This is a genomic window from Microbacterium pygmaeum (genome assembly GCF_900100885.1).
GTDB classification, from domain to species: domain Bacteria; phylum Actinomycetota; class Actinomycetes; order Actinomycetales; family Microbacteriaceae; genus Microbacterium; species Microbacterium pygmaeum.
Map to the genome: position 1 here is coordinate 2,347,820 of NZ_LT629692.1, position 19,673 is coordinate 2,367,492.

The window sequence follows — 19,673 nt, forward strand, 5'->3', positions numbered from 1 at the left end:
TACGCTGAGGGCATGTCGTCAGAGTCGCGCGCAGGCAGGCCCAAGGCATCGTCACGCGAGACCCTGGCCGAGGCGGCCTGCGAGCTGTTCCTCGAGCAGGGCTACGAGCAGACCTCGATCGCCGACATCACGCGGCGTGCGGGTGTGAGCCGCTCGAGCTTCTTCAACTACTTCGCGTCCAAGGGCGAGATCCTCTGGTCGGGGCTTGACGAGCGGATCGCACGCTTCGAGTCCCAGCTCGGCCGCGCAGGTGGAGCGGATGCCACGGCAGCCGTGCGCGCGGGGTTGATCGCCCTGGGCACGGACTTCGCCCCGGACACGCTGGCGCTGGCACTGGGGAACACCCGGGCGATGGGGATCGAGGAGGAGCTCGAGCGCGAGGCGTCGCTGCGGAGGGCGCGTATCGCCCGCGCGGTGGCGGATCGCCTGACCGCCGACGGCGCCGACCGTCTGCACGCCGAGGTCGCCGCCGCGGCGTACGCCGGAGCGGTCCTGGCTGCCGTCGATGCCTGGGCACGCGAGGGCGCGGGGCGCACTTCGCTCAGTGGATTCCTGCCGCGCGCACTGGCGATCGCGGAGCGCACGGGGGTGCCGGAGGTGCAACGCGGCGATGTCCGTCAGCTCCGTGTCGTCGTGCATGCGGCGCAGTTCGAGGGTGCGCTCACCTTCTACCGCGACGTCGTCGGGATGCCGCAGCAGGCCGCCTTCGAGGCAGACGGCGGCGCTCATGTCGTGATCCTCGATGCCGGGAGAGCGACGCTCGAGCTCGCGAACACGGCGCAGGTCGCCTTCATCGACGGGGTGGAGACCGACGGCGGCACGAGCGAACGCATCAGGATCGCGCTCGAAGTCGACGACACCGCCGGTGTGGTCGAGCGTCTGGCCGCCGCGGGCGCGCAGGTCGAGGCATCCGCTCGTCTCACGCCGTGGCGGTCGATGAACGCGCGACTGCGCGCGCCGGCCGATCTGCAGCTGACCGTCTTCCAAGAGCTCGGCGACGACTGATCAGGTCGCCGGCGATCCGGAGCCTCGCCTCAGGACGCGTAAACTTGGCGGATCATGGCTACCTTCGGCACCCTTTCCGATCGGCTCACCGAGACCTTCCGCAACCTCCGCACCAAGGGCAAGCTCACGCCGGCGGACGTGGATGGGACCGTCCGCGAGATCCGGCGCGCGCTCCTCGACGCCGACGTCGCGCTCCCGGTCGTCAAGGACTTCACCGCGAAGGTGCGCGAACGCGCGCTCGGGGATGAGGTCAGCAAAGCGCTCAACCCCGCCCAGCAGGTCGTCCAGATCGTCAATGAAGAGCTGATCGCGATCCTCGGCGGCCAGCAGCGTCGCCTGCAGTTCGCGAAGAACCCGCCCACGGTCATCATGCTCGCCGGGCTCCAGGGTTCGGGGAAGACGACCTTCGCGGGCAAGCTCGCGAAGATGCTGGAGAAGGACGGTCACACACCGCTGCTGGTCGCCGCCGACCTGCAGCGGCCGAATGCCGTCAACCAGCTCCAGGTCGTCGCGGGGCAAGCCGGTGCCGCGATCTACGCCCCCCAGCCGGGCAACGGGACCGGTGACCCGGTCCAGGTCGCACGCGACGGCGTGGAGGTCGCGCGCCGCCAGCAGCATGACGTCGTCATCATCGACACGGCCGGCCGACTCGGCGTCGATGCCGAGCTGATGAAGCAGGCCTCGGACATCCGCAAGGCGACGGACCCGGACGAAGTGCTCTTCGTCATCGACGCGATGATCGGTCAGGACGCCGTCAACACCGCGAAGGCGTTCCAGGACGGCGTCGATTTCACCGGCGTCGTGCTGTCCAAGCTGGACGGCGACGCGCGCGGTGGCGCCGCACTGTCCGTCGCCTCGGTCACCGGTCGTCCGATCATCTTCGCGTCCACGGGCGAAGGCCTCGATGACCTCGAGCCGTTCCACCCGGATCGCATGGCTTCGCGCATCCTCGACCTCGGCGACATCCTGACCCTCATCGAGCAGGCCCAGCAGGCCTTCGACGAGGAAGAAGCCATGAAGATGGCCGAGAAGCTCGCGACGGAGAGCTTCACCCTCGAGGATTTCCTCGAGCAGATGCAGCAGATGAAGAAGATGGGCTCGATGAAGAAGATGCTCGGCATGCTGCCGGGCATGGGCTCGATGAAGCAGCAGCTCGAGGATTTCGACGAGAAGGAGATCGACCGCACCGAGGCGATCATCCGCTCGATGACGCTGGGGGAGCGGCGCAACCCCAAGATCCTCAACGGCTCGCGGCGCCTGCGAATCGCCCGCGGTTCGGGAATGACGGTGACCGACGTCAACGCGCTCGTGAACCGCTTCGAGCAGGCGGCGAAGATGATGAAGACCGTCGCGCGCGGCGGGGTTCCCAACATCCCCGGCATGGGGCCGGTGCCGGGTGCGGGACGCCCCGGTGCCTCGTCCAAGCGCGGCAAGCAGGTCAAGGCGAAGGGCTCCCGGTCGGGCAACCCGGCCAAGCGCGCCCAGGAGAACGCCGGCATCGCGGCATCCGCTCCGGCGCAGCCGACCGGGTCCGGGTTCGGACTCGGCAGCGCGGGCGCCGGCGGCGCAGGCGCGCCGAGTGCCGCCGACCTGGCGGAGCTGCAGAAGCTCCTCGGCAAGGGCTGACCTCGCGGAGCCGTCCTTCCACGGCGGCCAGATCAGGCGATCTCGCCGGGGCAGGACGATTCGGCGCGCTGCGTCCTGTGCCGGTGAGATCCTGATCCGGTGGCACGGATCTCGCGTCAGTGGCCCAGCGCCGCGAGATGCTCGCGCAGTGTGGGGCCGGCGCGGAACTCGCGGATGAGGTGCTGCACGACCTCGCGCAGATCGCCCTCCGCGGCATCGGCCACCAGCGTCTGGCGCGCATAGCTGGCGCCCTGCTCGAGGATGGTGTCCAGACCGGCGAACTCCCGCGCGCACTTGAGGTCGACCGCGACGTCCGCGAGCTCGGCCATCGTCTCGCGCAGGTGCTCCCGTACGGGGCGCTGGGTGCCGTCACTGTCGACGATGACGCGGGCATCGAGGCCGTACCGCGCCGCTCGCCACTTGTTCTCCCGGACGAACCACGGCTGGACGACAGTCAGCTCGCGGCCTTCGTCGAGCAGCCGAGAGAAGTGCTCCACGAGCGCCTGCACGAGCGATGCGACCGCCGCGAGCTCGGGGAGTGTCGACATCCCGTCGCAGGCGCGCACCTCGATGGTGCCCCAGCGGGGGGCGGGGCGGATGTCCCAGCGCACCTCCGACGCGTCCGCCATCACGCCGGTGCGCACCATGTCGTCGAGGTAGCCCTCGAACTCGGACCAATCCTGCAGCGGCCATGGGAGCCCCGCCGTCGGCAGCTGCTGGAACACGAGCGATCGATTGGAGGCGTAGCCGGTCCGCTCACCCGCCCAGAAGGGACTGGATGCCGAGAGCGCCTGCAGATGCGGCAGGTAGACGGACAGGGCGTTGATGATCGGGAAGACCTTGTTCACGTCCTCCACGCCGACGTGGATGTGGATTCCCCAGATCATCATGTTGCGACCCCACCACTGGGTGCGCTCGATGAGCTTGTGGTACCGCGTCTTGTCGGTGACGGACTGCTCGTACCACTGGGCGAAGGGGTGGCTGCCGGCGCAGAGCAGCTCGACATCCATCGGATTGGTGACCGTGCGCACCGCGGCGATCGCGTCGGCGATGTCATCCACGGCCGCGGCGACCGTGTCGCCGATGCCGCTTGTCACCTCGACCGTATTGGTCAGCAGCTCACCGGTGACGGTGTACCGCTCGAGAGCCGTCGCGTCCTCGAGGACGTCGATCACCTCGGGTGCGCGCGGCACCAGGTCTCCAGTGATCCCGTCGGCGAGCATGAGTTCCCACTCCAGACCCACGGATGAGCGGGCGGATGTCGCGAAGGGCACCGTCATGGGGTCAGTTTCGCACGCGGACGGCGCAACGCCGGTGATTCGTCATGGTTCGCAACGACGAGTCCGATGTGCGAGAATTGTGGGTCGGACCACTCGCTCGACCCTCTATCCAGCGTTCAGGTCCTCCTTTTGAGCTTCCGCCGGGTGTGCACCCCACTCTCCAGGCGATCGGTTCGTTCACTTCACACATTTCTGGAGAAATCGTGGCTGTCAAGATTCGTCTCAAGCGCCTGGGCAAGATCCGTGCGCCCTACTACCGCATCGTCGTGGCCGATTCGCGCACCAAGCGCGACGGTCGTGTCATCGAAGAGATCGGCAAGTACCACCCGACCGAGGAGCCCTCGTTCATCGAGGTCGACTCCGAGCGGGCCCAGTACTGGCTCTCCGTCGGCGCTCAGCCGACCGAGCAGGTCGCCGCGCTGCTGAAGCTCACCGGTGACTGGGGCAAGTTCAAGGGCGACGCGAACGCCGTCTCGACCGTCAAGGTCAAAGAGCCCAAGGCCCCCTTCGAGGCCGACACGACCAAGAAGGTCGTCATCAAGCCGAAGGCTGAGAAGAAGACCGAAGAGCCCGCAGCTGAGGCGCCGGCAGAGGCTGACGCCGACGCCGCGACCGACGCCGAATAATCGTGGTGCTGGCCGCCGCGCTCGAACACGTCGTCAAGGGGATCGTCGATCACCCCGATGACGTGTCCATCCACTCGTCGACGTCACCCCGCGGTGACGTCCTCGAGGTGCACGTCCACCCGGACGACCGGGGTCGCGTGATCGGGCGCGGCGGCCGCACGGCGAAAGCCCTGCGAACGCTGATCTCTGCGCTTGCCGACGGCCGGCGCGTGCGCGTCGACGTCGCGGACGACTGACGTGAGCGACGAGAGCACCTCGCCCCGCCCGCAGAAGTCCGCCAAGACCCAGCTTCGAGTCGGGCGCCTTGTGAAGGCCCACGGCCTCAAAGGCGCTCTGAAGCTGGAGTTGTACACCGATGACCCCGAGGGTCGTTTCACGCCTGGTGCCGCTTTCACGCTCCAGGTGCCCGAGTCCTCGCCATGGCACGGCAAGACGCTGACCGTACGCGAGTTCCGGTGGATGAACTCCCACCCGGTCGCCTTCTTCGACGGCGTCGATGACCGCTCCGGCGCCGAAGAGCTCATCCGCGCGATCCTCTGGGTCGACCAGGACGACGAGACCGCGCCGGTCGAGGACGACGCCTGGTACGACCATCAGCTCGTCGGTCTCGACGTCGTGCGCGACGGCGACATCGTCGGCCGCGTCATCCGCGTCGAGCACCTCCCGGCGCAGGATCTGCTCATCGTGCGCACCGGTCCCGACGCCGAGGTGCTGGTCCCGTTCGTCAAGGCGATCGTGCCCGAGGTCGACATGGCCGCTGGGCGCGTGCTGGTCACGCCGCCGCCGGGACTCTTCGAAGAACTTCCCGCCGACGACGACGCTCCCGGGCCGACGACGGAGCCTGACGAGGCCGAAGACCCCTCGGACGACTGACGTGCGCATCGACGTCGTCTCGATCTTCCCGGCGTTCTTCGACGTGCTCGAGGTCTCGCTGCTGGGGAAGGCCCGCGGCAACGGCATCCTCGACGTCCGTATCCACGACCTGCGCGACGCCACGTACGACCGTCATCGCACCGTCGATGACACGCCGTACGGCGGCGGCGCCGGCATGGTGATGAAGGCGGACCCGTGGGGGCAGGCGCTGGACGGGATCGCGGCGGATGCTGCGGAGAATCCGGCGATCCCTGACCGGCCCGTCTTCATCTTCCCCTCTCCCGCCGGAGCGCGGTTCACCCAGGCGACAGCCCGGGAGCTGGCCACCGCGCCGCACCTCGTCTTCGGCTGCGGTCGCTACGAGGGCATCGACGAGCGGGTGTTCGACTATGCCGCGACACTGGGCGATGTCCGGCTGATCAGTCTCGGCGACTATGTGCTCAACGGCGGCGAGGTGGCCGCCATGGCGATGATCGAGGCGATCGGTCGCCTGATCCCGGGCGTCGTCGGCAACCCGGAGAGCCTGGTCGAGGAGTCCCACGAAGACGGCCTCCTGGAGTACCCGTCGTACACGAAGCCAGCAGTGTGGCGCGACCGCGAGGTCCCGGCGATCCTGCTGAGCGGCAATCACGGGGCCATCGCCGCGTGGCGACGCGAGCAGCAGGTGGTCCGCACGCGTGAGCGGCGACCGGATCTCCTTCCCGAGTAGCGCCGGATCCTACCGGCAACCTGCCGGCTCCCCGGACGTCGATTCCGGCAACTAGCCTGGAGGCCGGCGTCAATCCGCCGGGACAGGGGCACTTCGTGGAGGCATGGCCGGGATCGACCTACCCGCTCGGGGCGACGTTCGACGGAAACGGGACGAACTTCGCGATCTTCAGCGAGGGAGCCACGCGGGTGCAGCTCTGCCTGTTCGGAGAGCGGGGCAAGGAGACGCGGGTCGACCTCGTCGACGTCGACGCGTTCGTCTGGCACGCGTATCTGCCCAACGTGCGCCCCGGTCAGCGGTACGGCTTTCGGATCGACGGGCCCAACGATCCGTCGGAGGGTCAGCGGTTCAACCCGAACAAGCTCCTGCTCGACCCGTACGCCAAAGCCGTCGACGGTCAGATCAAGTGGGGACAGCCGGTGTTCGGCTACGACTTCGGCGACCCGGATTCACGCAACGACGAAGACTCTGCGACGAGCATGATGAAGGGCGTCGTCGTCAGCCCCTTCTTCGACTGGACCGGTGACCGGCAGCCGAAGACGCCGTACGCGGAATCCTTCATCTACGAAGCGCACGTGAAGGGACTCACCGAGCTGCATCCGGAGGTGCCGGAGGAACTCCGTGGCACCTACAGCGGCGTCGCGCATCCGGCAGTGATCGACCACCTGGTCAAACTCGGCGTCACGGCGATCGAGCTGATGCCGGTTCACCAGTTCGTGGATGATTCGACGCTGCAGGAGAAGGGACTGTCGAACTACTGGGGCTACAACACGATCGCCTTCTTCGCACCCCAGAACACGTACTCGTCCACCGGCCAGCTCGGCCAGCAGGTGCAGGAGTTCAAGGGCATGGTGCGCGCCCTGCACACCGCGGGGATCGAAGTCATCCTCGATGTGGTCTACAACCACACGGCCGAGGGGAACCACATGGGCCCGACGTTGTCGATGCGTGGCATCGACAACGCCGCCTACTACCACCTGGAAGACGACGACAAGCGGTACTACACCGACTACACCGGTACCGGCAACAGCATGAACGTGCGGCATCCGCACACCCTGCAGCTCATCATGGACTCGCTGCGGTACTGGGTGCTCGAGATGCACGTCGACGGCTTCCGCTTCGACCTGGCCTCGACGCTCGCGCGCGAGTTCTACGAGGTGGACCGACTGGCGACCTTCTTCGAACTCGTCCAGCAGGATCCGGTGGTCTCGCAGGTCAAGCTCATCGCCGAGCCGTGGGACGTCGGACCCGGGGGCTACCAGGTGGGGAACTTCCCGCCGCAGTGGACCGAGTGGAACGGGAAGTACCGCGACACGGTCCGCGACTTCTGGCGGGGCGAGCCGCAGGCCCTCGGCGAATTCGCGTCGCGCCTGACCGGCTCGGCCGACCTGTACGAGCATTCGGGGCGGCGGCCGGTGGCATCCATCAACTTCGTCACCGCGCACGACGGCTTCACCCTTCGCGACCTGGTCTCCTACAACGAGAAGCACAACGAGGACAACGGCGAAGACAACAACGACGGCGAGTCCCACAACCGCTCGAGCAACTTCGGTGTCGAAGGCCCTACGGACGACCCGGAGATCAACACACTGCGCGCCCGGCAGCAGCGCAACTTCATCGCCACGCTGATGCTGTCGCAGGGCGTGCCGATGCTCCTGCACGGCGACGAGCTCGGACGCACCCAGGGCGGCAACAACAACGGCTACGCCCAGGACAATGAGATCACGTGGATCGACTGGGATTCCGTCGACCAGCCGCTCTCGGAGTTCACCGCCGCGCTGGCACGCCTGCGCCGCGAGCACCCGACGTTCCGGCGCAGCCGCTTCTTCGACGGTCGCCCGGTCAAGATGGAGGAGGGCGCGCCGATCCCCGACATCGTGTGGCTGCGCCCCGACGGATCCGTCATGCAGCCGGAGGACTGGGACTCCGGCTTCGGACGCGCGATCGGCGTGTTCCTCAATGGCGGCGGGATCCGAGAACGCGATCGTCGTGGCGAGCAGATCCTCGATCAGCACTTCATCGTCCTGTTCAACGCGGGCGACGAATCGACGGACTTCCAGCTGCCGGCGCCGCACTTCAGCCCCGAGTGGGACGTCCTGATCGACACCGCGGGAAGCCGCGCGAACACCCAGCCCGTCAGCCCTGGCGAGACGATCACCCTCGAGGCGAAATCGCTCATGGTGCTGTGCGAGCACGACCTGCCCGAGCCCGAGGTCGACCATTCCGTCTCGGCGTCGCTGACGTCGCAGGCCAATCCGCTGCATCCGGACGATCTGCCCGGCAAGGCACCCAAACCCGAACTGTAGGAGAGCGCACATGACGCGTCGCCCGATCTCGACCTACCGCCTGCAGATCCGATCGGGTTTCGATCTGGATGCTGCGGCGGCAGTGACCGGCTACCTGAGCGATCTCGGCGTCGACTGGGCGTATCTGTCGCCGCTGCTGAAGGCGTCGGACGGTTCTGATCACGGCTACGACGTGGTCGACTCCACACTGGTTGATCCGGCGCGCGGCGGTCGCGAAGGCCTCGATCGCTTCGCTGCCGCAGCTCGCGCCGCCGGCCTGGGCATCCTGATCGACATCGTCCCGAACCACATGGGCGTCGCAGTGCCCGCGCAGAACCCGTGGTGGTGGGACGTGCTCACATTCGGACGCGAGTCACGATACGCCGCGGCGTTCGACATCGACTGGGACTTCGGCAGTGGCAAGGTCCGGCTGCCGATCCTGGGCGGCACCGTGGATGAGGCTCTGGAGGACGTCGAGGTGGTCCTCCAGCAGTCGCAGCAGACCGGTCCTGGCGAGGCACAGCCCAGTCCAGGCGTCGTGAAGTACTTCGACCACGTGCTTCCCCTGGCACCCGGGTCCGTTCCTTCGGGTGTCGATCTGACCGATCCGGCCGTGATCCGCGACGTGCTGGACGGGCAGCACTGGGAGCTGCTCTTCTGGCGCAGGGAGGCCGCGGAGCTGAACTACCGGCGGTTCTTCGCCGTGACCACGCTGGCCGGTGTCCGCGTGGAGACCCCCTGGGTGTTCGACGAATCGCATGCCGAGGTGCTGCGGTGGGTGCGCGAGGGGCTGGCCGACGGCCTGCGGGTGGACCACCCGGACGGCCTGCTGGATCCCGGCGGCTACCTGGCGCGGCTCGCGGATGCGACGGGCGGGGCGTATGTGCTCGTGGAGAAGATCCTCGAGCACGGTGAGGACCTGCCGGCGTGGTGGGAGACCGACGGCACGACCGGCTACGACGCGCTCGCCGAATTCGACCGACTGCTGATCGACCCTGCGGGGGAGGGCGTGCTGAACGAGCTGGATGCCGTCGTGCGGCCTTCGGGCCCCCGCGACTACTCCGACGTCATCCACGACACGAAGCGGATGATCGCCGACACCATCCAGGGCGCCGAGATCGCCCGGCTCGTGCGTGAGCTGCCGGACCTCGGCGCCGCACCGGAATCCGAGGCCGGCGGGGCGGGGTTCACGCGGCTCGACCCCGCGGTCGCGCGCGACGCACTGGCCGAGCTGCTCACATGCTTCCCCGTGTACCGCTCCTACCTGCCCGCAGGGCGCGAACAGCTCGACCGCGCCGCGGCCGAGGCATCCGATCGTCGCCCCGACCTCGCCGCGGCCATCGCGTCACTCGTACCGGTGCTGGCCGACCCCGCCCACGCCGTCGCGCGGCGGTTCCAGCAGACGACGGGGCCGGTGATGGCCAAGGGCGTCGAGGACACCGCCTTCTACCGCTACAACCGGTTGGGCTCGCTCACCGAGGTGGGAGGCGACCCGTCGGTCTTCGCCCTGACCGTGGACGATTTCCATCTCGCCCAGTCGCGCCGGCAGGCGCAGTGGCCGGCGGCGATGACGACGCTGTCCACCCATGACACCAAGCGCGGCGAGGACGTGCGTGCGCGGCTGGACGTCCTCTCCGAGATCCCCGAGCGCTGGGCCGACCTCCTCGCCGACCTGCGTGCAGGGTCCACCAGCGGGCACGCCGGCTTCGACGACCTGCTCTACCAGGCCGCCATCGGGGCCTGGCCGATCACACGCGAACGACTGCACGCCTACGCGGAGAAGGCCTCCCGGGAAGCGGCGGAGGCGACGGGATGGTGGGATCCCGACGCCGCGTTCGAGGAGCGGATGCACGCGACGATCGACGCGATCTTCGACGATGCGCAGCTGAACCGGCGGCTCACCGCGTTCGTCAACGAGATCGCGCTCGCAGGCTGGTCCAATGCGCTGTCCGCCAAGCTCCTCCAACTGACGGGCCCGGGTGTTCCAGACGTCTATCAGGGATCCGAGCTGTGGGAGACGTCGCTGGTCGACCCGGACAATCGCAGGGAAGTCGACTTCGATCTGCGCCGGCGCATGCTCTCCGCCATCGATTCGGCTCCGGCGGGCGAACAGCTCCCGTCGATCGATGCGAGCGGAGCAGCGAAGCTGCTTGTGACCTCCCGTGCCCTGCGTCTGCGTCGCGATCGCCCCGACCTGTTCACCCGCTACACGCCGATGAGCGTCGTGGGAGAGGCGTCCGCGCATGCGGTGGCCTTCGACCGCGGCGGCACGCTCACCGTCGCCACGCGCCTCCCGGTCGGTCTTGCCTCGCGCGGCGGATGGGGTGAGACGGTCCTGCTGCGGCACGGCGGTCCGACGCGCGACGCACTGACCGGCCGTCGATTCACCGACTCGATGATCCCGCTGACCGAGCTGCTGGGGACCTACCCGGTGGCGCTGCTGGTATCCGACGAACCCGACAGCGAGGCAGGAGCAGACTCATGAGCATCGAGGTGTGGGCGCCGAGGACGTCACGGGTCCGGATGCGTCGTCCCGACGTGCCCGACGTCGAACTGACAGCGACGGCCGACGGCTGGTGGACGAGCAACATCGTCCTCGGCGACGGCGATGAATACGGGTTCGTCCTCGGCGACGGCGACGACCTGCGGCCCGACCCGCGGTCCAGGCGGCAGCCGCGCGGCGTGCACGAGGCCTCGGCGTGGTTCGACCCGCAGAGCTTCTCGTGGAGCGATGACTCGTGGACCGGTCGTCCCCTGGCGGGAGGGGTCGTCTACGAGCTCCACATCGGAACCTTCACTCCGGGAGGCACGCTCGATTCCGCGATCGAGCGTCTCGATCACCTCGTCGACCTCGGCGTCTCGTTCGTGGAGGTGCTGCCGGTCAACGACTTCAACGGCGTCCACAACTGGGGGTACGACGGCGTCCTCTGGTACGCGGTACACGAGGTGTACGGCGGGCCGGCGGCCTATCAGCGGTTCGTCGACGCCTGCCATGCGCGAGGGCTCGCCGTCATCCAGGACGTCGTCTACAACCACCTCGGCCCCAGCGGCAACTACCTGCCCGAGTTCGGTCCGTACCTGCGGGATGCCGAGCGCAACACCTGGGGCTCCTCGGTGAACCTGGACGAAGCCGCCGTGCGGCGGTACATCATCGACAACGCCCTGATGTGGATGAACGACTATCACGTCGACGGGCTCCGCCTCGATGCCGTGCACGCCCTGAAGGACTCCGCGCCGGTGCACATCCTGCAGGAGATCGCGGAGGAAACGGACAGCCTCGCGGCGCACGTGGGCCGCCCGCTGACCTTGATCGCCGAGTCGGACCTCAACGACGCGAAGCTGATCTCAGCACGCGAGGCGGACGGCTACGGCCTGACCGCGCAGTGGAGCGATGACTACCACCACGCGCTGCACGTCGCCGCGACGGGGGAGACGACCGGCTACTACGCCGACTTCGCCCCGCTCTCTGCACTGGTGAAGGTGGCGACGAAGGGCTTCTTCCACGACGGGACCTGGTCCTCGTTCCGGGGCGCTGTGCACGGGCATCCGATCGATCCGCGCATCCCCACCTCGCGCCTGGTCACCTTCGGCCAGGATCACGATCAGATCGGCAACCGCGCCGCGGGCGACCGCCTGTCGCAAACCCTCGACGAGGGCGGGCTGGCGATCGTGGCTGTCCTGACGCTGCTCAGCCCCTACACGCCGATGCTGTTCATGGGCGAGGAGTGGGCGGCATCCACCCCCTGGCAGTTCTTCACCTCGCATCCGGAGCCCGAGCTGGGTCGTGCCACGGCGGAAGGGCGCCTGGCCGAATTCACAGCCATGGGCTGGGACGAATCCGTGGTGCCGGACCCGCAGGATCCGGAGACGTTCCTGCGCTCCAAGCTGCGCTGGGAGGAGATCCATGACGACCGTCACGGACGGATGCTGGAGCTCTATCGCCGGCTGGTGCGGCTACGGCGCACGACCCCCGAGTTCACCGATCCGCGCTTCGGATCGGTGAGCGCCGAGGCGGACGAGGACGCGCGGTGGTTCCGGATGCAGCGGGGTGACGTCCAGGTTCTGGTGAACTTCGCCGAGGCACATGTGCAGCTGCCGGTTCCCGCCGGTGCAGTCGCGCTGCTCACGACGGACGTGTCGGCGCGGGTCGACGAGCGGACGGCGCTCCTACCCGGCCGCTCGGCCGTCGTCCTGCGCGCCCCTGACGCCGTGCGATAGGTCTGGTCAGCGCACGCCGAGGAAGGACCGGTCGGTCAAGACGATCGGTCCGTCCTCGGTGATGGCGATGGTGTGCTCGGAATGCGCACCGCGCGAGCCGTCGGCGCTGCGCAGGGTCCACCCGTCCGGGTCGGTGATCAGTTCGTCCGTGGTCTCCAGCAGCCAGGGCTCCAGGGCGAGCACGAGTCCAGCCTTCAGCGGGTAGCCGCGATTGGGCTTGCCGTCGTTGGGGACATGGGGGTCGCCGTGCATCGTGCGTCCGACACCGTGTCCGCCGAAGTCGGTGTTGATGTCGTATCCGTCTCCGTGAGCGATCTCGGCGATGGCGGCGGAGATGTCGCCGATCCTCGATCCCACCGTCGAGGCCGCGATCGCGGCATCCAGCGCCCGCTCGGTCGTGTCGATCAGGGCCAGGTCCTCATCGCGGGCGGTGCCCACGACGAAGGAGACCGCGGAGTCGGCGACCCATCCGTCGACCGAGACGGCGAAGTCGAGGGTGACCAGGTCGCCGTCCCGCAGGGCGTAGTCGAAGGGGAGGCCGTGCAGGACGGCGTCGTTCACGGAGATGCAGATGACCTTGCCGAACGGGCTCGCCCCGAACGACGGGTGATAGTCGATGTAGCACGATTCCGCTCCGGCCCGACGGATCAGATCGTGTGCCCGACGGTCGATCGCGAGCAGGTTCGTCCCGACCTTCGTCTCGTCGCGCAGGGTCGCCAGGGTCTCGGCCACGAAGCGTCCGGCGGGCCGCATCGCCTCAAGCTCGGCGGGCGTGCGCAACTCGATCATGGGGGTCCTTTCGTCGCCCTCCATTCTCGCCTAACGCCAAGCTGACCGGCGTACCATCGAGGCATGTGGGTGCGTCGTGCGTTCTTCGTCTGGCTGATTCCGGCCGCCTTCCTGCTGCCGTTGTGGCTGCTGGTGGGCTGGGGCGTCTTCAACGCTGGCGGCTGGGCGTTCCTGTGGGTGCTGTTGATCGCCATCCCGTCCGTGTTCATCGGACAGCTCGTACTCACCCTCCTCGTTCGCGCACGGGGGACAGTCCGTGCCGAGCGCGCGGTCTCGTGGTGGGATGTCCTGGGCTTCTCGGTCTGGCACCTGCTGACCATCTCGCTCGGCTTCTTCAACCAGGCGTGGTGGGCACCGGCGATGGTCGTCACGGTGATCGTCGGACTCGCCCTGTTCTGGCTGGAGCTGTGGCAGCTGTGGCGTGAGGCGCGACCGTCGGCTCTCCTCCTGCGCACCACCCAGGGGCTGGGCTACATTCCCGCGCCCGCTGAGGGTCCGGCGCCCGAGGCGGCGCAGTCCGAGCGCGACGTCATCGTCATCACCGAGCGACCGCCGGCCGGCTGAGCCCGGTTTGGGCGGGCGCGGCATCCATGGCAGAATGGATGTTTGTGCCCTGAAAGGCTCTGCCTCAGGGGAGCCCGCCGTCGGACGTTCCGGCCGCGGCCTCGGGCGCACATCACTTTCCTTCCTCAACCCGCGGTCGACCTGTGGCGGCCGCAGAGAGCATGATCATGCAGATCCTCGACTCCGTCGACGCGGCATCGCTGCGTTCGGACATCCCCGTCTTCCACCCCGGTGACACCGTCAAGGTGCACGTGAACATCACCGAGGGCAACCGCTCGCGTATCCAGGTGTTCCAGGGCGTCGTCATCGGTCGCTCCGGCGACGGCGTGCGCGAGACCTTCACGGTCCGCAAGATCAGCTTCCAGGTGGGCGTGGAGCGCACGTTCCCCGTTCACAGCCCGGTGATCGACCACATCGAGGTCGTCACGCGCGGTGACGTCCGTCGCGCCAAGCTCTACTACCTGCGCAACCTCCGCGGCAAGAAGGCCAAGATCAAGGAGAAGCGCGACAACTGACGCGCTTCTGCGTCGAACCCCGGACCGAATGGTCCGGGGTTTCGTCGTTTTCGCAGGAAGGGATGTGCGAACCTTGATGCGACGGCACACCGACTTCCGGAGAGCCCGGTGAAGGACCCCCATGACGACCGAGCAGACGGCCTCCGCTGAGCCGGTGCCCACACCGCGGTCCAGGGCGGAGCGGCCGCGCGAGCGGCGCCGCGGCTGGCTGAGCTTCCTGCGCGACGTGCTCGTGATCATCCTCATCGCGGTGCTGGTGTCGTTCCTGGTCAAGACCTTCCTGGTGCGCTCGTTCTACATCCCGTCGGGGTCGATGCAGAACACTCTGCACATCGACGACCGCATCCTCGTGGACGAGATCACGCCGCGCTTCGGCGGATACGGACGAGGCGACATCGTCGTCTTCCGCGATCCCGGCGGATGGCTGCCGCCCAGCACCGCGCCCGCCCGCTCCCCGCTGGTGGAGGGGGTGGACTGGCTGCTGTCACTGGTCGGGCTGTCTGCACCGGACAGCGACGATCATCTCGTCAAGCGCCTCATCGGGATGCCGGGCGATCATGTCGTCTGCTGCAACGACCTCGGCCAGATCACCGTCAACGACGTGGCGATCGACGAGAGCGACTACCTCGCACTGCCCGCGCCGGGAAGCCCCGCCTCCGCCGACGCCTTCGATGTCGTCGTCCCGGAGGGCAGTCTCTGGGTGCTCGGCGACAACCGCTACCACTCGAAGGACTCCCGGTACAACCAGGAGCAGCCCGGGAAGGGGTTCGTCCCGATCGACAACGTCGTGGGCCGCGCATTCCTGATCACGTGGCCGTTCAGCAGGTTCGGGATGCTCGATTTCCATCACGAGGCGTTCGGGGGCGTGCCCGACGTGGAGCCGGCTCCGAGATGACGGTCGCCGAGCCGCGTCTGACGCTCGAGCGGCGGCTGCTGCGCGAGCACACGACCCTCATCGCCTGCGACGAGGTGGGGCGGGGTTCGTTGGCCGGACCCGTCGCCGTCGGCGCGGTGATGATCGATGCCCCGCGTTCGCGCAAGCGGGTTCCGCAGGGCCTGCGCGATTCCAAGCTGGTCCCCGAGATGCGCAGAGCGGATGTCGCGGCGCGCGCGGTCTCGTGGGTCGCCGCCAGTGCGGTCGGGTGGGCGAGCTCCGTGGAGATCGACGAGATCGGCATCATGCGGGCGCTGGGCCTTGCCACCATCCGGGCGCTCGCGGACCTGCGCGCCCACGGCGTCGTGCCGGAAGAGGCGATCGTGGTCCTCGACGGGAACTACGACTACATCACGCCCGCCGGCGCGACCGGACTCACGGTCCGCCCCGTGATCAAGGCCGATCGCGATTGCGCGAGCGCCGCCGCGGCATCGGTCATCGCGAAAGTCGCGCGTGACGCGCTGATGACGGATCTTCACGACGAACTGCCCGCATACCAATGGGCCAGGAACAAGGGCTACGCGAGTCCGGAGCATCGCGACGCCATCCGCGAGCACGGGATCAGCCCGCACCACCGGGCATCGTGGTCGCTCACCGGACCGTCGACGCTGTTCTGAACGGCGCGCACCGATCAGGAGTCGAGCGACAGTTCCTCGGGCAGGTGGAAGTCCCGGCGTGACAGTTCCTCCACGTTGACGTCCTTGAAGGTCAGCACGCGGACGGACTTCACGAAGCGATCCGCGCGATAGATGTCCCACACCCAGACATCGGTCATCGTCAGTTCGAAGTAGAAGTCGTGCTCGGTGTCGCGGCGCACCACGTTGACCTCGTTCGCGAGGTAGAAGCGGCGCTCGGTCTCGATCACGTACTGGAACTGAGAAACGACGTCGCGGTACTCGCGGTAGAGGGCGAGCTCGAGCTCGCGGTCGTAGTCCTCGAAGACTTCGTCATCCATGGTGCTCTCATCTTAGGACGGGCGCGGTGCCCGGTCGCATCGCGACCGACGGGGCAGGGCTTCCTCCACAATCGGGTCGGAACCCGCGCGCTCCACGGTTCTCGTCCGCCGGACATCGGCGGCGAGCCGCGCGGGCGAGCATTCAGGCATGGCTGCGAAGGACGTTCTGGGCAAAGCGGGAGAGGACCGCGCCGCGCGGCACCTCGAGTCGAGCGGGTACCTGATCCTCGACCGCAACTGGCGCGTGCATGCAGGAGAGATCGACATCGTCGCCGTCGACGGGTCGACGTTGGTGATCGTGGAGGTCAAGACGCGAGCCGGTGACGGCTTCGGGCATCCGTTCGAGGCTGTCGATGCCCGCAAACGGAGCCGGCTCTGGCGCCTGGCGTTCGCCTGGATCGCCGCCCACCCCGACGAGGCGCAGGGGCGACGCCTGCGCCTGGACGTGATCGCCATCACGGGCCCGCAGCCGGAACGAGCCCGCCTCGAGCACATCCAGGACATCCGATGACGCTGGCGCGGACGTGGGCGGTCGCCCTCACCGGCCTGGAGGGCGACCTCGTGGAGGTCGAGGCGGACCTGTCGAATCAGACGCCGGACTTCCACATCATCGGACTGCCGGACAAGTCGCTGGGCGAGGCGGTGCAGCGGATCCACAATGCGAGCGCGAACTGCGGGCTGGAACTGCCGCGCAGACGTCTGACCGTGAACCTCTCGCCCGCCAGCCTGCCCAAGCACGGCTCGTCGTTCGACGTCGCGATCGCGATCGCAGCCCTCGCGACTCAGAACGCACTCGACCTGGTCTCGATCGCCGAGACGGTGCACATCGGCGAACTCGGACTCGACGGTCGTCTGCGACCGGTACCCGGCGTGCTCCCGGCGGTTCTGGCCGCGGCGCGGATGGGCATGCGCAGGGTCGTGGTGCCGCACGCGAACGAGGCGGAGGCGCGACTCGTGGAGGGCATCGAGGTGATCGGGGCGGTCGCTCTGGGCGATGTCGCGCGCCGTCACGGCGCACGGATCGATGACCGAGACCTCGACCCGGTTCCGCTCCCGCGCGGTGTCGAGGTGGTCGTGCCGATACCGGAGCTCGCCGAGGTCATCGGGCAGCGCGACGCCGTCGAGGCGCTGATCGCCGCTGCCGCAGGCGGTCACCACCTGCTCATGAGCGGCCCGCCGGGCGCCGGGAAGACGATGCTCGCCGCGCGTCTGCCGGGCATCCTCCCGCCGCTGGATGACGCGGCGGCGCTCGAGGTCGCCTCGATCCGGTCGCTGTGCGGAGATCCGGTCGACACCCTCACCCGGCGCCCGCCGCTGGAATCGCCTCATCACAGCGCGAGCATCGCCGCGTTGGTCGGCGGCGGATCCCGGGTGGTCCGCCCAGGCGCCATCGCCCGGGCCACGCACGGCGTGCTCTTCCTCGACGAGGTCGGCGAGTTCGCGCCCAGCGTGCTCGATGCGCTCCGCCAGCCGCTGGAGAAGGGCCGGATCGCGATCCACCGAGCCGGTGTCACCGCCAGCTTCCCGGCCAGCTTCCAGTTGATCCTCGCGACCAATCCCTGCCCCTGCGGGAACTACGGCGTGCGGGCGGCGTCGTGCGTGTGTCCGCCCATGGCGATCCGGCGGTACCTCGGCCGTCTCTCCGGGCCGCTGCTGGACCGCGTCGACATCGAGCTCGGTCTGACGCGGGTCTCGGTCGCCCACGCCGCGTCGATCGGGGCGGACGCGGTGACGACGGATGCTGCGGCGGCGCGCGTCGCGGACGCACGCGCTCGCGCCGCATTCCGCCTGCGGGAGACCGAGTGGTCGGTCAACGCCAGGGTGTCCGGCCCCTGGCTGCGCGAGGGCCCGCTCGCACTGGCCCCCGTCGTCCGCCGGCCGATCGACGTGGCCCTGCATCGCGGTGCGCTGACGCTCCGCGGCTACGACCGCGTGCTGCGCGTCGCGTGGACGCTCTGCGACCTGGCCGGGCGGGTCTCGCCGACCGTGCACGACATCGGCAGAGCGCTGTTCATGAAGAAGGGAATCACGACATGACCGACATCCTCCCCGCGCCGGATATCGCCCGCACGGCGCTGGCGCCCCTCGTCGCGCACGCTCTGAATGACGAACTCGCCCTGCACGTGTTCGCGACGGCCGCCTGGAGCCACCTCGCGGAACCGGGCGACGGGGTGGCCGGTCGGATCGTGGGCGCGCTCGGACCCGCCACGGCGTTGCACGAGGTCGTCACCGGTGGCCGGGACGGAGCCGCCCGCAACGCGGCCGAGCTGACCGCGCAGCAGTGGAAGGACGCCGTCGCCCGGTGGAGGCCGCGGTGGAACCAACGAGCCGTCCTCGACAATCTCGATGTCGCCAGGATCGCCCGGATCCGTCTGCTCACACCCGAGGACGATCGGTGGCCCGCCGCCCTGGCCGACCTCGGCGTGCATGCGCCGTTGTGCCTGTGGGTGCGCGGCGATCCTGGCGCCCTCTCGCTCCCGTCACCGCGCGCAGCCATCGTCGGAGCGCGCGCGGCGACGGCGTACGGCGAGCACGTGGCCGCGGAGCTGGCGGGGGAGCTGGTGGCCCGCGGAGTGATCGTGGTCTCGGGGGCCGCGTACGGCATCGACGGTGTCGCTCACCGCGTCGCCCTGGCGGCGGGCGGTGTCACCGCCGCGTTGCTGGCCGGAGGCGTGGAGCGCCCGTACCCGACCGGTCACGCCGACCTGATCGGCCGGATCGCGGCCACGGGAGCCGTCGCCAGCGAGGTTCCGCCCGGCTCGGCGCCGACGCGATGGCGCTTCCTGCAGCGGAACAGGCTGATCGCGGCGCTCTCCGAGGCCACCGTCGTCGTGGAGGCGGGCTGGCGGAGCGGCTCGCTCAACACCGCCGGGCACGCGGCCGCCCTCGGACGCCCGATCGGGGCTGTACCGGGTCCGGTGACCAGCGCCGCATCGGCAGGATGCCACCGACTTCTCCGCGAGTTCGACGCGCGGTGCATCACGAGCGCGGATGATGTCCTGGAGCTGCTCGGCGTCCCGACCGGATCGACGTCCTGGCTCCCGCAGACCCTCTTCGACATGCCGGACAGCACCGGACGCACCGACGACAGCACCAGGATCTCCGACGCCATGAGCGTGCAGTCGTGGCGACGGACGGAAGACATCGCCCGACGTGCGGGGATGTCCGCGGACGATACGAGCGCCATCCTGGGACTCCTGGAGATCGAAGGTGTCGTCCACCGAGGCGAAGCCGGTTGGCGGAGGGCTCCGGCTCCTCGACGCCCCTGACCGTTTCACCGGAACGCCGTGGGTC

19 protein-coding genes are annotated in these 19,673 nt (G+C 68.8%); 16 read left to right on the forward strand and 3 right to left on the reverse strand.

The features are described 5' to 3' along the window. Positions 1–12 precede the first annotated feature (12 nt). The gene (locus BLT19_RS11215) at positions 13–1,005 is read left to right on the forward strand and encodes a TetR family transcriptional regulator (protein ID WP_091490016.1); all 993 of its coding nucleotides are present in this window, start codon (positions 13–15) and stop codon (positions 1,003–1,005) included. 54 nt (positions 1,006–1,059) lie between these two features. Beyond that, complete coding sequence (ffh, locus tag BLT19_RS11220) at positions 1,060–2,631, forward strand: signal recognition particle protein (RefSeq protein WP_091490020.1); 1,572 nt, start codon at positions 1,060–1,062, stop codon at positions 2,629–2,631. A 116-nt stretch (positions 2,632–2,747) separates the two neighbouring features. Here the strand turns inward: ffh and BLT19_RS11225 are convergent, their stop codons facing one another. Continuing rightward, complete coding sequence (locus BLT19_RS11225) at positions 2,748–3,911, reverse strand: glutamate--cysteine ligase (protein ID WP_091490023.1); 1,164 nt, start codon at positions 3,909–3,911, stop codon at positions 2,748–2,750. A 203-nt stretch (positions 3,912–4,114) separates the two neighbouring features. On the opposite strand from BLT19_RS11225, the gene rpsP reads away from it, so the two are divergent. The 7 genes from rpsP to treZ all read left to right on the forward strand — a co-directional run bounded on the left by rpsP (position 4,115) and on the right by treZ (position 12,622). Further along, positions 4,115–4,537, forward strand: coding sequence for a 30S ribosomal protein S16 (gene rpsP / locus BLT19_RS11230; RefSeq protein ID WP_091490027.1), 423 nt, complete (start codon positions 4,115–4,117; stop codon positions 4,535–4,537). 5 nt (positions 4,538–4,542) lie between these two features. Continuing rightward, entirely contained in the window at positions 4,543–4,773 is a 231-nt protein-coding gene (locus tag BLT19_RS11235; RefSeq protein ID WP_091493858.1) for an RNA-binding protein, read from the forward strand. 1 nt (position 4,774) lies between these two features. After that, a complete protein-coding gene (gene rimM, locus BLT19_RS11240; protein ID WP_091490031.1) occupies positions 4,775–5,410 on the forward strand; it encodes a ribosome maturation factor RimM in 636 nt (211 codons plus the stop codon). A gap of 1 nt (position 5,411) precedes the next feature. Beyond that, a complete protein-coding gene (trmD, locus tag BLT19_RS11245) occupies positions 5,412–6,119 on the forward strand; it encodes a tRNA (guanosine(37)-N1)-methyltransferase TrmD (protein ID WP_091490036.1) in 708 nt (235 codons plus the stop codon). A 95-nt stretch (positions 6,120–6,214) separates the two neighbouring features. Further along, positions 6,215–8,425, forward strand: coding sequence for a glycogen debranching protein GlgX (gene glgX, locus BLT19_RS11250; protein ID WP_091490040.1), 2,211 nt, complete (start codon positions 6,215–6,217; stop codon positions 8,423–8,425). 10 nt (positions 8,426–8,435) lie between these two features. After that, a complete protein-coding gene (gene treY, locus BLT19_RS11255) occupies positions 8,436–10,889 on the forward strand; it encodes a malto-oligosyltrehalose synthase (RefSeq protein WP_091490043.1) in 2,454 nt (817 codons plus the stop codon). Beyond that, positions 10,886–12,622: a malto-oligosyltrehalose trehalohydrolase gene (treZ, locus tag BLT19_RS11260; protein WP_091490046.1), complete on the forward strand. Its 1,737-nt coding sequence runs from the start codon at positions 10,886–10,888 to the stop codon at positions 12,620–12,622. The genes treY and treZ overlap by 4 nt, the downstream gene beginning before the upstream one ends. Positions 12,623–12,628: 6 nt before the next feature. Here treZ and map read toward each other — a convergent pair whose 3' ends face one another. Beyond that, positions 12,629–13,411, reverse strand: coding sequence for a type I methionyl aminopeptidase (map, locus tag BLT19_RS11265; protein WP_091490049.1), 783 nt, complete (start codon positions 13,409–13,411; stop codon positions 12,629–12,631). 63 nt (positions 13,412–13,474) lie between these two features. Between map and BLT19_RS11270 the strand changes: the two genes are divergently transcribed. The 4 genes from BLT19_RS11270 (at position 13,475) to BLT19_RS11285 (ending at position 16,041) form a co-directional block, all read left to right on the forward strand. Beyond that, positions 13,475–13,975 (forward strand): MFS transporter permease, encoded by a 501-nt coding sequence (locus BLT19_RS11270; RefSeq protein ID WP_091490053.1) that lies wholly within the window; start codon positions 13,475–13,477, stop codon positions 13,973–13,975. Between the two features lie 167 nt (positions 13,976–14,142). Then, positions 14,143–14,490, forward strand: a complete 348-nt coding sequence (gene rplS, locus BLT19_RS11275; protein ID WP_091493862.1) for a 50S ribosomal protein L19 — start codon at positions 14,143–14,145, stop codon at positions 14,488–14,490. A gap of 121 nt (positions 14,491–14,611) precedes the next feature. Beyond that, the gene (gene lepB, locus BLT19_RS11280; protein WP_091490057.1) at positions 14,612–15,385 is read left to right on the forward strand and encodes a signal peptidase I; all 774 of its coding nucleotides are present in this window, start codon (positions 14,612–14,614) and stop codon (positions 15,383–15,385) included. Next, positions 15,382–16,041, forward strand: coding sequence for a ribonuclease HII (locus BLT19_RS11285; RefSeq protein WP_091490061.1), 660 nt, complete (start codon positions 15,382–15,384; stop codon positions 16,039–16,041). Before lepB ends, BLT19_RS11285 begins: the two co-directional genes overlap by 4 nt. 14 nt (positions 16,042–16,055) lie before the next feature. Here BLT19_RS11285 and BLT19_RS11290 read toward each other — a convergent pair whose 3' ends face one another. After that, positions 16,056–16,379, reverse strand: coding sequence for a DUF2469 family protein (locus tag BLT19_RS11290; protein WP_091490065.1), 324 nt, complete (start codon positions 16,377–16,379; stop codon positions 16,056–16,058). 148 nt (positions 16,380–16,527) lie between these two features. Here BLT19_RS11290 and BLT19_RS11295 point away from each other — a divergent pair, with 148 nt between their 5' ends. Genes BLT19_RS11295 through dprA form a run of 3 tightly spaced genes read left to right on the forward strand, consistent with a single transcriptional unit; the run spans position 16,528 to position 19,648 of the window. Continuing rightward, positions 16,528–16,890, forward strand: coding sequence for a YraN family protein (locus BLT19_RS11295; RefSeq protein ID WP_091490068.1), 363 nt, complete (start codon positions 16,528–16,530; stop codon positions 16,888–16,890). Next, positions 16,887–18,416, forward strand: coding sequence for a YifB family Mg chelatase-like AAA ATPase (locus BLT19_RS11300; protein ID WP_091490073.1), 1,530 nt, complete (start codon positions 16,887–16,889; stop codon positions 18,414–18,416). Before BLT19_RS11295 ends, BLT19_RS11300 begins: the two co-directional genes overlap by 4 nt. After that, the gene (gene dprA / locus BLT19_RS11305; protein ID WP_091490077.1) at positions 18,413–19,648 is read left to right on the forward strand and encodes a DNA-processing protein DprA; all 1,236 of its coding nucleotides are present in this window, start codon (positions 18,413–18,415) and stop codon (positions 19,646–19,648) included. The genes BLT19_RS11300 and dprA overlap by 4 nt, the downstream gene beginning before the upstream one ends. The last annotated feature ends 25 nt before the right edge of the window (positions 19,649–19,673 follow it).